Here is a 13,761-nt window from a genome sequence, read left to right as displayed (position 1 = left end):
CCGGTCAGAGATTGAATTTCAGGATCTGGCGGGTGTCACGACGCTGCGCCCGCGACCAATGCCGTAGTAGGCGAGACCCGCTTCTTCCACCGCCTGCGGATCGAAGATGTTGCGCCCGTCGAACAGCACGGGGGTTTTGAGCAGCGTGCGGATCTTCTCGAAATCGGGGCTACGAAAAGCTTTCCACTCGGTCACGATGACCAGCGCATCGGCACCTTCGAGCGCACTGTATTGCTGATCGCACAACACCAGATCCTGACGCTCGCCGTAAAGATGCGCCGTTTCCGCGCGCGCCTCCGGATCGTAAGCGCGCACCGCAGCACCGGCCGCCCACAATTGTTCCAGCAGGGTCCGGCTCGGCGCTTCACGCATGTCATCCGTGTTCGGCTTGAAGGCGAGACCCCAGACCGCGATCGTTCGACCGCGCAGCGACCCTGCGAAATGGCGTTCGAGCAGCTGGAACAAACGCTTCTTCTGCGCCGCGTTCACCGCTTCCACCGCACTCAGCAGCCGCGGCTCGTAGTCATGTGCCCGGGCCGTATGCTCAAGAGCTTTGACATCCTTGGGGAAACACGAGCCACCATACCCAGCGCCTGGGTAGATGAAGTGGTAGCCGATGCGCGGGTCGGAACCGATTCCGCGCCGGACCTGTTCGACATCGGCCCCCACCTGTTCGGCGATGTTCGCGATCTCGTTCATGAAGCTGATCTTCGTGGCAAGCATCGCGTTCGCGGCGTATTTCGTGAGCTCGGCCGACCGGACATCCATCAGCACGATCCGCTCGTGGTTGCGATTGAATGGCGCATACAGTGCCTTCAATACCTCGATGGCGCGTGCACTGTCGGCGCCGACCACGATCCGATCCGGACGCAGGCAGTCCTGCACCGCATCACCCTCTTTCAGGAATTCGGGATTGGACACCACGTCGAACGAAACTTCGCTGCCGCGCAATGCGAGTTCACCCGCGATCGCCTGCTTCACCGCATCGGCCGTGCCCACGGGAACGGTGGACTTGTTGACCACCACCGCGTAGCGCGTGAGCAGCTGCCCAACGGTGCGAGCGACGGTGAGCACGTGCGACAGATCGGCGCTGCCGTCTTCGTCGGGCGGCGTGCCGACGGCGATGAAGACGATCTGCGCGTGGGCGACGGCGACCGCAGCGTCTGTGGTGAACTTGAGGTAGCCGCTGCTGTGATTGGCTCGGACAAGGGGCTCGAGTCCGGGCTCGAAGATCGGGATCTCGCCGCGTTCAAGGCGGGCGATCTTGGCGGCGTCGACGTCGACGCACATCACATCGTTACCGACCTCGGCCAGGCACGCACCGGTTACAAGGCCGACATAACCGGTTCCGAAAATGGTCACGCGCATGCCGAAGTTCCTCGTGGACCGTCGCGATTTCCCGCGACACCCCTGAAAATGACTGCTGCGGGTTCCGCACATCGGCCACCCACGGCAAAAACAAGAAAGGCGCGCCGGTTCACGGCGCGCCTTTCAGGCAATGATCAGACCGCTTACTTCTTGTCCGCTGCCTTCATGGCCGGCTTGGCAACGGGCTTCGCACCCGGCTTCGCCTCCATCGCAGCCGGCTTGTCACCCGGCTTCTCGATGTCGAGCAATTCGACTTCGAAGATCAGCGTTGCATTCGGGCCAATCGGGCCGGGACCGTTCTCACCGTAAGCGAGATCCGCCGGGATGAAGAACTTGTACTTCGAGCCGACAGACATCAGCTGCATACCCTCGGTCCAGCCCTTGATCACTCCGTTGAGCGGGAACGTAGCGGGCTGGTTGCGATCGTACGAGCTGTCGAACTTGGTGCCGTCGATCTTGGTGCCGAGGTAGTTCACCTTGACGGTGTCGGTCGCCTTCGGCTTCGCGCCGGTGCCTTCCTTCTCCACCATGTACTGCAAGCCCGAGGCAGTCGTCTTCACGCCCGGCTTCGACTTGTTCGCGGCGATGAAGTCCGCGCCTTCCTTCTTGTTCTTGTCCGCGGCGACTTTCTGCTCGGCAACTTTCTTGCCCTGCATCTGCTGCATGAACGATTGGCGGACGGCCAGGGCTTCCTCGGCGGTCAACGCGGTCTTTTCGCCCTTGAGGGTTGCTTCAAGCGCCTGCTCGACGACCTTGATGTCGATGTCGTCCTTGATCTGTGTGAGACCGCGGCCGATGTCCATGCCAACCATGGTGCTGACCTTGTTCTTGTCGATCGGCACATTGGCAACCGCGGGCTTCTCTGCACCGGCAGCTGCGGGCGGCGCATCGGCGGCCATTGCGCCGACTGCGAAACTGGCCGCGAACGCGGCAACAAGGCTCTTCTGCACGAAACGCGTCATGTCTACTCCTGGAGGATTTTTCGAATGAGTTGCCTTCTGGACGCCATCGGCGTGACCAGACGGCCGCTGGGGCCGACCCTGCCAACTCGCGGGCGGTCGAGCGGGGCCGCGTATTGTGGACGGGGCGCAAAGCGTTGGCAAACGCCAGTTGGCACGCCCTACACTTGCCACATGCTCCGCTTTGACAACATTCTCCTGCGTCGTGGTTCCCGACTTTTGCTGAACGGCGCGAGTTTTCTCGTTCATCCGGGTTGGCGAGTCGGGCTCACCGGCCGTAACGGCAGCGGCAAAAGCAGCTTGCTCGCACTGATCGGCGGGGAGTTGGGCGCCGATGCCGGCGATTTCAGCCGTCCACGCGACTGGACGCTTGCGCATGTCCGTCAGCAAGCCGAGGCCTACTCCCACTCGGCGCTCGACCATGCACTCGATGGAGACCGCGAATTTCGAGGCGTCGAACGCGAATTGGCAGAGGCGGAAGCCTCCCACGATGTTGCGCGCCTTGCAGCGCTCCACGAGCGGATGCACGCGATCGGCGGCTACTCCGCCCGCGCTCGCGCGGGTGAATTGCTGCACGGACTCGGATTCGGATCCGCCGACGAAACGCGCGCGGTGTGCGAGTTCTCCGGCGGCTGGCGCATGCGTCTGAACCTCGCGCAAGCGCTGATGTGCCGATCGGATCTGTTGTTGCTGGACGAGCCGACCAACCACCTCGATCTCGATGCGGTGCTGTGGCTGGAGGAATGGCTCAGGCGCTACGCCGGCACGCTGATCGTCGTTTCGCACGACCGCGAGTTTCTCGATCATGTCGTTTCACACGTGCTCCATATTGCCGACGGAACGGCGGAACTGTTTGCAGGAAATGTCAGCACGTTCGAACGCAAGCGTGCCGAACGCATGTCGCAGCAACAGGTTGCACATGAGCGCCAGCAGATCGAACGCGCGCGCTTGCAGAGGTTCGTCGACCGCTTCAAGGCGCAAGCGACCAAGGCGAGTCAGGCGCAAAGCAGAGTCAAGGCGCTTGAGCGCATGACAGAGATTGCCGCGGTGCGCGTCGAATCCGGCATCGAATTCGACTTCGCGCCGCCGCTGGCACTGCCCGATCCGCTGTTGACGCTCGACGATGCGGCGATCGGATACGGCGAACGACGCGTGCTCGACAAGGTCCGGTTGTCATTGCGACCGGGCGATCGCATCGGGCTCCTCGGTGCAAACGGCGCCGGCAAATCCACGCTGATCAAGACGGTGGCCGGCACCCTCACGCCTCTGGCCGGCAAGCGACAGGAAAACCGCGGACTGGTGGTTGGCTATTTTGCCCAGCATCAGGTCGAACAGCTCGACAGCGACGCCACGCCGATTCAGCACCTGCTGCGTATGCAGCCGGATCTGGGCGAACAGAACGCCCGCGATTTCCTCGGCACATTCGGATTCGCCGGTGAGCGCGCGCTCTCGGAGGTGCGCGGATTTTCCGGCGGCGAAAAGGCACGGCTAGCCCTCGCGCTGATCGTGTTCGAACGACCCAACCTGCTGCTGCTCGACGAGCCGACCAACCACCTCGACATCGACACGCGCGAGGCGCTCGCCGAAGCACTACAGGAATTCACGGGTGCGGTCGTTCTGGTGGCGCACGATCGCGGTCTGCTTCGTGCGGTCTGCGATGACTATCTGCTGGTCCGCGACGGAGCGCTGAAACCGTTCGACGGCGATCTCGATGATTACGCGCGCCTGGTCTTGAAGAAGACACCGGTCACGTCTGCGAATGGAGCCCCCGCGACCGACGGCCGGCGCGACGCCAGACGCGATCGCGCCGATCAGCGCGCTCGGCTCGCGCCACTGAAGAACCAGGTGACCCGGCTGGAAAAGCAGATCGCCGTGCTCGAGAACGAGCGCAACCGTCTTCGCGACGAGCTCGCGGATCCCGCGTTGTACGAGAGTGCACGGAGTGCGAGCGTCGCCGCACTCGTACGCCGTCAGGGCGAGATCTCGCAGGAGATCGCGACGCTCGAAGACGCCTGGCTCGAAGCGCACACCGCGCTCGACGCGGCCGAAGCAGTCGAAGCGGAGTAACGTCTCGAAGACGCTTCGACGCGTCGATTCGAGAGCATTGCGCAGATTTTCAGTTTGAAGTCGCCCCGTGCGTCGATACGGGCTTCGCGCAGCTCGCGTCGATGTTGACCGCGCCGCTCGCGTTGCGGGGTCCGCAAAATCCACATCCTTGCGAGCGTTGTACGACGCCTTCGGACGCCTAGGCATCTGGATTCAGCGCTGCTGACGGTGTCGGTTGTTGCATGCATCTCGCCTGTTTCCAGGGTCCCTCTTCGCACGCAAACCATCATCGAGTCAGCACGGAAACTCGGATCTCGCGTGGCTCGGCTTTGCGGCGGGCACCGGGTGAAATGGCTGCGAATGTCCTGGTTGATCCGCTCGCGTCACCCACCCCTCTTCTCGATTGGCATCGTGCGGCGCGTTATCAGGCGCGATTGGGGCAATCCGCATCCCGGACGAATGTCACGTAAGGCTGCTTGACACGCGAAAATTCACTGTTATAGTTGACTACAACACTAGTTCATCAATCGCTCCGCTGGAGGTTGCTGTGCCCACTCGCCTGATCCGCCTTGTCTTTCTGGCTGCCACACTGTCATTCACCGGCGCCGCCGTCGTTGCCTTCTCCGGCAGCGGCCTGATCGACGTCCCTGCCGGAGCCGCCGTTGCTGCAGGGCGTGACACTCTGTTGAGCGACCCGCTGCACACGACGCTGATGCCGTCCGTGCGCGTCCATCCCGAGGTCGAGATACCCACGCTGGCCACCGTCACGGTGCGCCCGATGTATTCAGAGGTTTCCGCCGTATCGGCATCGTCGCCGAACGCATTGACGTCGGTTTCGGTGCCGATGCTGGCGCGCCGATCCACGGGCGGACTGATGGCCAGCGCCGGTTTCGACATGCCCTACTACTCCTTCGGCAAGACCCTGCGCCACGTGAGCAAGGAATGATCCCGACATGAGCACTGTGTGGAACGACTCGACGCCGATCTACCGCCAGCTGCGCGATCGCGTGGTGGCGATGATCCTCGATGGCGTGCTGAAACAGGGTGATCCGCTCCCCTCGGTGCGCCAGGTGGCCGGTGATTTCCAGATCAATCCGATCACCGTATCGAAGGCGTACCAGGAGCTGGTTGACGACAATCTGGTCGAAAAACGAAGGGGACTTGGCATGTACGTGAGTGACGGTGCGCGTGACGCACTCCTGAAATCCGAACGCGAACGCTTCCTGACCGAAGAGTGGCCGGCATTGCATGCGCGACTGGCACGGCTCGGCTTGAGCCTCGAGCAATTGTCCGACGCCGCCCGCGCAGGAGAAAAGTCATGAGCGAAGCCTCTGTGCAAAGCGTCGTCCGTGCGCGCAACGTGTCGCGCACCTATGGCACCCGCAAGGCGCTGGACGATGTCAGCTTCGACATCGAAGCTGGCCGCATCGTCGGCCTCATCGGTCCGAATGGCGCTGGCAAGACCACGGCTCTCAAGGCAATCCTCGGCCTGACCGGTTTCGACGGCGATCTGTCGGTGCTCGGGCTCGATCCGCGCACGCAGCGTACACAGCTGATGGAGCAGGTGTGCTTCATCGCCGATGTCGCGGTGCTTCCTCGCTGGCTGCGCGTGAAGGAAGCGGTCGAGTTCGTCGCCGGCGTGCATCCGCGCTTCTCGCGCGAGAAATGCGCGGCATTTCTTGCACGCACCAAACTCACACCCGGAATGCGCGTGCGGGAAATGTCAAAGGGAATGGTCGCCCAGCTCCACCTCGCGCTGGTGATGGCGATCGATGCGCGGTTGCTCGTCCTCGACGAGCCGACGCTCGGCCTCGACATCCTGTATCGCAAGTCGTTTTACGAAAGTCTTCTGTCCGACTACTTCGACGAGAACAAGACGATCATCGTGACGACACACCAGGTGGAGGAAGTGGAGCACATCCTCACCGACCTGGTGTTCATTCGCGAAGGACGCATCGCGCTCGCGGCAACGATGGATGAAATCGGGGAGCGCTACGCGGAAGTCATGGTGAATCCCGACAAGGCCCCGTCCGCGCGCGCGCTCAATCCCCTCAACGAGCGGCAGATCTTCGGCAAGTCGATCTTCCTGTTCGACGGCGCGGATCGAACGCGATTGGCCGAGCTTGGCGAGCTGCACAAGCCGAGCATTGCGGACCTCTTCGTCGCGACCATGAAAGGAACCTACGCATGAACACGTTGCCGCTCCTGATCAAGCGCGAATACTGGGAACACCGCGGCGGGTTCCTGTGGGCACCCGTGTGGGTCACCGGCGTGATCCTTGTTCTCACGGTGCTCGGAATGATCACTGCCGAGGTCTTCAGGGCCAACCTGCACAGCCGTGTGCAGATCGGCATCTCGCTCGACAGCCTGCGCAACAGCATCAGCGCACAGGACTTCGTCGCTGCAGGCAATGCTCTCGACACGGTGCAGCTGGTGTTCGGCGCGATCCCGTGCATCGGTCTGTTTTTCGTGTTGTTCTTCTACCTTCTCGGTGCGCTGTACGACGACCGGCGCGATCGCAGCGTGCTCTTCTGGAAATCGCTGCCCGTCTCCGACATCGCCACGGTGGCGTCCAAGGCGATCGCGGCCATGCTGCTCGCGCCATTGATCGCATTCGCGGTGTCGACGCTCGCATACCTTGCGTTCCTGATCCTTGTGGGCATCTGGACAGCGGTGCACGGCCTCAACATCCTGCCGGCCATTTTCGCGTCGCATCCGTTCGGAATGTTCTGGCGTCTGCTACTGACGATTCCGATCGACGCGCTGTGGGCACTGCCGACCGTCGGCTGGTTGCTGTTCTGGTCGGCATTCGCACGCAGCAAGCCGTTTCTGTGGGCGGTGATGATTCCCCTGCTCGCGGTCTTCGCGAACTGGTGGGTAGGTCTTCTCGGCGGACCGACCTTCGGCGGCAACCTGCATCTGGCAGCCGTGCTTGGGCGCCTGTTGCTGAGCGTGATGCCGGGCAGCTGGATCAAAGGCAATCTCGACGTCGATGGCCCACAAATGTGGTTCAGCATGCAGGACGGTCGCGTGCTCGACAGTCTCGCGCCTGCTCACCTCTTCGGCACGCTGGCCTCTGCGAATGTGTGGCTCGGGGTCGTGGCCGGCGTGGCTCTGCTTGCAGCGGCAGTGTGGTTCCGTCGCCGAAGGATCGAGACGAACGCCTGAGTGTTGCGCAAGCCGCCTCGATGCGTGCAAAAGGCAGAAACGAAAAGGGCCACTCACGTGGCCCTTTTCATTGATGCGCGGAACAGATCGCGGATCAGTGAACGGTATCGCTCAGAATCTTGTATTTGTTCGCGCCGTCCGCAACGATTCCGTTCTGCGTGAGATCGAGCGATCCGGTGAGCCAGTACCGAAGCAGGTCGCCGCCCTCGCGGCGAACGACCGCTACCGCGCTGCCATTGACGTAGATCACATCGCCATTGCGCAGATTCGATGGCACCACTGTCTGGGTGATCGTGCGGCTTTCGTTGAGGCTCTGTTCGAGTGCGAGTCGCGTCGGCGACCGATCCGCAGGTTCGGCCGCGTCGAGTGTCGATGCCGTCGTGACGGCGTCGCGACGGAGAACACCGTCGCCACGAATCAGCCCGAGGACCTGATACTGGGTGGGCGACACCATCTTGATTTCGGAACGACGCAGATCGAGATCGCCGTCGAGCCAATAGAGCAGTCGACGATTGCCTTCGCGGCGGGAAATCGCGCGCTCGGAACCGTCCACGTAGATCATGTCGCCCTGCTTCAGACTCGGCACCCCGATCGAGCCCGTGGCAGGACGCCCTTCGTTGAGCGACGCCTCCATTCGGGCACGGGTGGCGGCGGAATCGTTTGCCGGCGCGGCGACGGCAGTCGCCGGTTTCATCGCCGGTGCAGCCGGTGGCGGAGGCGCCGCCGCGGCGCGAGCCGCCGCTGCCTGTCTCGTCGCAGCTTCCGCGCGTGCTGCCTCGGCGTCCGCTCTCGCCTTTGAAGCGTTCGCTTCATTGCGCGCAGTCTCCGCTTCCGCCTTGGCTTTCTCCGCTTCGGCACGGCTCTTCTCGGCGTCGGCTTTTGCCTTTGCCGCTTCTGCCTTCATCTTCTCGACATCCGACTTTGCAGCACGCTCGGGCTCGGCGTCCGCTGCTGCCTGGTCTTCGACGCGCACCAGCACGTTCTCGTAGAAACCCTCGCGCAGTAACAGATTGGCGTTGCCACCGGCCCGCACCTTCGACGCAATTCTGGCGTGCCATTCCGCAGGCGCCGTGATCACCAGTCTCTTTCCCGATGCAGCGGCCTGCCGACCGAGCGAGGCAAGAGGCGCATCCGCCTTTCCACTCTGGAAATTCGCACCGCTGATATCGGTATTCTGTTGTGCAATGGCACTCGTCGCGATCAGCGCACTGGCCAACATCAGTTTTCTCAGCATTTCAAAAGCTCCGTTCCCTTGCCATTCGAGTCTGTACCACCCGTGCGCGAACTGCCGCTCGCCAATCGCCAATGCGCTCCAGGCCGCCCTGCACGCGGGTTGCACGACGATCGCGAGTTCCTCAACGGCATACGCGCGTGTATTTGAACAAACGAGTATGGCATTCGTCGCCGAGGGTGCCATGTGCCGTTCGGCACTTTGCGCACGTCGCAACCGGCCGGTCGCGCGACGGATTGATGCCACAAGCAACGTCGCTCCCCCTTCGTCCTCCGCGAGCCGCGCCGGAGCACGCCGCGCAGCGAAGTGGCCGCCCAACGTGCTCCCCACACTCACGCATTCACTCGACCCATGGTGAATGCGGTACGGCCGTGCCTTCACTGACCGACGAACAGCGGTTCGACTTCGTCGCACCCGCACTGCGGTTCCTGGCGTCGACCGATCAGCCGCCGGCACTGCCACCGTGGATGCCGCCCTTGGTCAGAGCGGTCGGATCCAGCAGTTGCTGGAGCTTCGCCCGAGGCAGTCCGGTTGTCTCGAGCGCCACGTCGAGGATCGGACGGCCTTCCTTGTAGGCCTGCTTGGCCATCGCCGCGCCCTTGTCGTAGCCGATGACCGAGTTCAACGCGGTCACCAGAATCGGGTTGCGCTCCAGTGCATTGCGGATGTTGTCTTCACGCACCTTGAACCCGGCGATCGCTTTGTCGGCGAGCAGGCGCGACGCGTTGGCCAACAGCTCCAGGGACTGAAGCAGGTTCAACGCAATCACCGGCAGCATCACGTTGAGCTGGAAGTTGCCACTCTGCCCGGCGATCGTGATCGTCGTATCGTTGCCGATCACCTGTGCGCACACCATCGCCATCGCTTCCGGAATGACCGGATTGACCTTGCCGGGCATGATCGAGGAGCCGGGCTGCAGCGCCGGCAATTCGATCTCCCCAAGTCCGGCGAGCGGGCCGGAATTCATCCAGCGCAGGTCATTGGAAATCTTCATCAGCGAACAGGCGAGCGTCTTCAGCTGGCCCGACAATTCGACGGCGGCATCCTGCGAACTGATCCCTTCGAAATAGTTGTCCGCAGCCTCGAATTTCACGCGCGTCATTCTGCTGAGCTCGGCGCAGATGGCAGGTCCGAGTCGCGCGTCGGCATTGATGCCCGTGCCGACGGCTGTTCCGCCCTGCGGCAACCGGCGCAGGCGTTTCAGCGCATCGGTGACGCGCTCGATGTTCGAGCGGATCTGCGCCGACCATCCGCCGAGCTCCTGCCCGAACGTCACCGGCATCGCGTCCATCAAATGGGTGCGGCCGGTCTTGGCAACCTTGCGCAATTCCTTCGCTCGGGCATCGAGCGTTTTCTTCAGATGCGCGAGCGCCGGCAGAAGTCGCTCGCTCGCCACAAGCACCGCGCTCACCTGGATCGCCGTCGGAATCACGTCGTTCGACGACTGGCCGTTGTTGACGTCATCGTTCGGATGGACCTTCGTCCCCGCGGCCGAACAGAGGTGCGCAATCACCTCGTTGGCGTTCATGTTCGACGAGGTGCCGGAACCGGTCTGGAACACGTCGATCGGAAACTGTGCGTCGAACTCGCCGTCGGCAACCCGAGCAGACGCGTTGCGGATCGCCTTTGCCGACACCTTCTTCAAATGTCCAAGATCCGCATTCGCCTGTGCGGCAGCCGATTTGATCAGGCCGAGCGCACGAATGAATTCCCGCGGCATTGTCAGGCCGGAAATCGGGAAATTGTCGACCGCGCGCTGGGTCTGGGCACCATACAGCGCGCGGCCCGGCACCTTCAGCTCACCCATGCTGTCACGCTCGATCCGATATTGGGCCATGAGACGCCTGCTCCGAAAATAAATGGCGATTATAGCTGGACGCCGCGCGCCGGCCTGGCGCAGCTGGACCCGATGCTAGAATGCGCGGCCGCCCCACGTTGCTCAACGATGCTGCAGAACCTGCTCTATGTCGGTGCGGCGATCCTGCTCGTGCTGCTCAATGGTTTTTTCGTCGCGGCCGAATTCGCCCTGGTCAAACTGCGGCACACGCAGGCCACCACGCTCGCTGCGAGCCATGGCTGGCGCGGCCGCGTGCTCGGCGACGTGCATGGCCGTCTGGACGCCTATCTGTCGGCCTGCCAGCTCGGCATCACGCTCGCCTCGCTCGCGCTTGGCTGGATCGGCGAGCCCGCGTTCGCCCGACTTCTCGGTCCGTTACTCGTGCGGCTGGGCATCGGTGAGGAAACCACCGCGGTGGTTGCCCTCGTCTTCGCATTCACGCTGATCTCGTACCTGCACATCGTTCTTGGCGAACTCGCGCCAAAATCGCTCGCGCTTCGTCGTCCCGAGCGGGTCTCGCTGTGGACCGCGGCGCCGCTCTACGCGTTCTACTGGGCGATGTATCCGGCGATCTGGCTGCTCAATGCCAGCGCGAACCGCATGCTGCGCGCGTTCGGGCTCGGGGCGCACTCGCACGGCGACGAGCAGCAGTACTCGCGCGAGGAGCTCAAGCTCATCGTGCACGCCAAACGCGCGAGTCGCGGTGGCGAGGAGTACGCGATGATGAAACACGCACTCGACCTTCCCGAACTCGTCGTCGGCGACGTCCTGCGCACGCGTGACCAGCTCGCGAAGCTGCGCGACGGCATGACCCCGGACGACGTGCTCGCCGAATTCCACCGCACGCGTTACAGCCGTTACCCGTGGTTCGACGCCGATGGCGACCATGTGCGCGGCATCCTGCGCGTCAAGGATCTGCTTCACGCGATCGCCGAGCACGGCGGGATCGGCGATGTGGTCGCACTGTTGCGGCCACCGATCCTGTTGCCGCTGTCGACTCCCATTCTCGATGTGCTGAAGCGGTTCCGCGCCGGCGATACCCATCTCGCGATGGGAGTCGAGGATTCCGGGCGCGTGGCCGGATTCTTCACGCTCGAAGACATCCTCGAGGTGCTGGTGGGCGACATCGAGGACGAACATGCGCGCACGTCCGCCACCTTGTCGGGGGAAAAGTCGGATACCGACATCCATATATCCGGCGGCACTCCAATCTATCGGCTGGAGCGCCTGCTTGATCGCGACATTGACGCGCCCGCGGACGTCAATTCCGTCGGCGGGCTGATCATCCACCGGCTGGAACGGCTGCCAGTCGAGGGTGAAACGCTCGCGTTCGATGGCTTCGACCTGACCGTGCGGACCATGCAGGGCGCACGTGCCGAGACGATCATCGTGCGACTGACCAACGAGACTGCCGAGGTAACACCATGAGTTCGACGCTCACCGCCCTGTCGCCACTGGACGGCCGCTACGCTGCGAAAACCGCCGGCCTGAGCCCGATTTTCAGCGAGTTCGGGCTGATGCACCGGCGCGTCAAGGTCGAGCTGGAGTGGCTGCTCGCGCTCTCCGCAGAGCCGGGCATCGTCGAAGTGCCGCCGCTGTCGGAGAACGCGCGCATGGCGCTCCTGGAGATCGGCGAAAATTTCTCCGAAAGCGATGCGGCGCGCATCAAGGAAATCGAGCGCACGACGAACCATGATGTCAAGGCGGTCGAATATTTCATAAAGCAACGCATCGCCAATCATCCCGAGCTCGCCGCGATCAGCGAGTTCATCCACTTCGCCTGCACCAGCGAAGACATCAACAATCTTGCGTATGGACTGATGTTGCGCGACGCCCGTGCCGACGTCCTGCTGCCTGCCATCGACGCAGTCATCGCCCGGTTGCGTGAGCTCGCGCATGCTCACGCGTCGCAGCCCATGCTGTCGCGCACGCACGGTCAAACTGCGTCGCCGACGACGCTCGGCAAGGAAGTGGCGAACGTGCTGGCGCGGCTGGCGCGTCAGCGCGCGCAGATCGCGTCGGTTGAACTGAGCGGCAAGATCAACGGTGCGGTGGGCAATTACAACGCGCACGTCGTCGCGTATCCCGAGGTCGCGTGGCCGGCGTTCGCGCAGACGTTCGTCGAACACCTCGGCCTCGTGTTCAATCCGTACACCACGCAGATCGAACCGCATGACTGCATCGCCGAGATCGGCGATGCGATCCGGCGTGCGAACACGATCCTCATCGACTGGTCGCGCGACGTATGGGGCTACATTTCCCTCGGATATTTCCGCCAGACGCTCAAGGCCGGTGAAGTCGGCTCGTCGACGATGCCTCACAAGGTCAATCCGATCGACTTCGAAAACGCCGAAGGCAATTTCGGACTTGCCAACGCATTGTTCGAGCACTTCAGTGCAAAGCTGCCGATCAGCCGGTGGCAGCGTGACCTCACCGACTCGACGGTGTTGCGCGCGCTCGGTACCGCGTTCGGGCACACGCAGATCGCTCTGGATGCACTGCTGCGCGGATTGAACAAGCTGACGGTCAATCCCGAACGGCTGGATCGCGATCTCGACGCAAGCTGGGAAGTCCTGGCAGAAGCGGTGCAGACGGTGATGCGTCGTTACGGACTGCCCGAACCCTATGAGCAGCTCAAGGCGCTCACGCGTGGCCATGGCATCACACGGGCGGCATTGAACGATTTTGTCGACGCACTCGATTTGCCGCACGATGCGAAGCGGCGGCTGCGCGACTTGACCCCTGCGACCTACGTCGGGCTGGCATCGACGCTTGCGCGCGCGATCTGAACCTGGAGGGGTAAACTCGACGAGGGCTCGTCCGACCTTTGACCGCGCCGCGCGTTGGGGACACCAATGTCAGCGTTCGCAGTGTGACGAGTCGGGAAGCCTGCACTCCGCTGACGACTGAATAGCTGGAATGCCTTGAGGACACCGGACATCATGGAACGACTGGTTGAAAGCGCTGTCATCCTCCGCTCCCCTTGCAGCACTCGCGGCCGCAGCGTCGCCCTGCTTTGCGCGATGGCATTGCCAGCATTGGCGACGGTCGCGCTCGCGCAGACGCCAGCGCCGCTCGCGCAGCCAAACGTGCCGCTCTATCTCAACGGGACGATCGATGCGATCGTCATGCAAGCGGACGGAGGCGTTGTA

General features: G+C 63.1%; 11 protein-coding genes. 7 read left to right on the top strand and 4 right to left on the bottom strand.

Features of this window, described 5'->3' with window-relative positions:
* Positions 1 to 18 precede the first annotated feature (18 nt).
* Both ABIV12_RS00155 and ABIV12_RS00150 read right to left on the bottom strand, forming a co-directional pair.
* Complete coding sequence (locus ABIV12_RS00155; RefSeq protein ID WP_348054980.1) at positions 19 to 1,368, bottom strand: UDP-glucose/GDP-mannose dehydrogenase family protein; 1,350 nt, start codon at positions 1,366 to 1,368, stop codon at positions 19 to 21.
* A gap of 143 nt (positions 1,369 to 1,511) precedes the next feature.
* The gene (locus ABIV12_RS00150) at positions 1,512 to 2,330 is read right to left on the bottom strand and encodes an FKBP-type peptidyl-prolyl cis-trans isomerase (protein ID WP_348054978.1); all 819 of its coding nucleotides are present in this window, start codon (positions 2,328 to 2,330) and stop codon (positions 1,512 to 1,514) included.
* Between the two features lie 171 nt (positions 2,331 to 2,501).
* Between ABIV12_RS00150 and ABIV12_RS00145 the strand changes: the two genes are divergently transcribed.
* The 5 genes from ABIV12_RS00145 (at position 2,502) to ABIV12_RS00125 (ending at position 7,541) form a co-directional block, all read left to right on the top strand.
* Complete coding sequence (locus ABIV12_RS00145; RefSeq protein WP_348054976.1) at positions 2,502 to 4,394, top strand: ATP-binding cassette domain-containing protein; 1,893 nt, start codon at positions 2,502 to 2,504, stop codon at positions 4,392 to 4,394.
* A 526-nt stretch (positions 4,395 to 4,920) separates the two neighbouring features.
* Positions 4,921 to 5,319, top strand: coding sequence for a hypothetical protein (locus ABIV12_RS00140; protein ID WP_348054974.1), 399 nt, complete (start codon positions 4,921 to 4,923; stop codon positions 5,317 to 5,319).
* A 7-nt stretch (positions 5,320 to 5,326) separates the two neighbouring features.
* Positions 5,327 to 5,695: a GntR family transcriptional regulator gene (locus tag ABIV12_RS00135; RefSeq protein WP_348054972.1), complete on the top strand. Its 369-nt coding sequence runs from the start codon at positions 5,327 to 5,329 to the stop codon at positions 5,693 to 5,695.
* Positions 5,692 to 6,564: an ABC transporter ATP-binding protein gene (locus ABIV12_RS00130; RefSeq protein WP_348054970.1), complete on the top strand. Its 873-nt coding sequence runs from the start codon at positions 5,692 to 5,694 to the stop codon at positions 6,562 to 6,564. Before ABIV12_RS00135 ends, ABIV12_RS00130 begins: the two co-directional genes overlap by 4 nt.
* Entirely contained in the window at positions 6,561 to 7,541 is a 981-nt protein-coding gene (locus ABIV12_RS00125; RefSeq protein WP_348054968.1) for a hypothetical protein, read from the top strand. The genes ABIV12_RS00130 and ABIV12_RS00125 overlap by 4 nt, the downstream gene beginning before the upstream one ends.
* 94 nt (positions 7,542 to 7,635) lie before the next feature.
* On the opposite strand, the gene ABIV12_RS00120 is transcribed toward ABIV12_RS00125, so the two are convergent.
* Positions 7,636 to 8,775, bottom strand: a complete 1,140-nt coding sequence (locus ABIV12_RS00120; RefSeq protein ID WP_348054966.1) for a hypothetical protein — start codon at positions 8,773 to 8,775, stop codon at positions 7,636 to 7,638.
* A gap of 439 nt (positions 8,776 to 9,214) precedes the next feature.
* Positions 9,215 to 10,609, bottom strand: a complete 1,395-nt coding sequence (locus ABIV12_RS00115) for a class II fumarate hydratase (RefSeq protein ID WP_348054964.1) — start codon at positions 10,607 to 10,609, stop codon at positions 9,215 to 9,217.
* A 108-nt stretch (positions 10,610 to 10,717) separates the two neighbouring features.
* Between ABIV12_RS00115 and ABIV12_RS00110 the strand changes: the two genes are divergently transcribed.
* Together ABIV12_RS00110 and purB are read left to right on the top strand one after the other, a co-directional pair.
* Positions 10,718 to 12,037: a hemolysin family protein gene (locus tag ABIV12_RS00110; RefSeq protein WP_348054962.1), complete on the top strand. Its 1,320-nt coding sequence runs from the start codon at positions 10,718 to 10,720 to the stop codon at positions 12,035 to 12,037.
* Positions 12,034 to 13,398, top strand: coding sequence for an adenylosuccinate lyase (gene purB / locus ABIV12_RS00105; RefSeq protein WP_348054960.1), 1,365 nt, complete (start codon positions 12,034 to 12,036; stop codon positions 13,396 to 13,398). The genes ABIV12_RS00110 and purB overlap by 4 nt, the downstream gene beginning before the upstream one ends.
* The last annotated feature ends 363 nt before the right edge of the window (positions 13,399 to 13,761 follow it).

Origin of the sequence: Dokdonella sp., assembly GCF_039926425.1 — a bacterium.
In the GTDB taxonomy this organism is placed as follows: domain Bacteria; phylum Pseudomonadota; class Gammaproteobacteria; order Xanthomonadales; family Rhodanobacteraceae; genus Dokdonella_A.
Note: the sequence above shows the minus strand (reverse complement) of the source record. Positions and strands in the feature narration are given on the sequence as shown.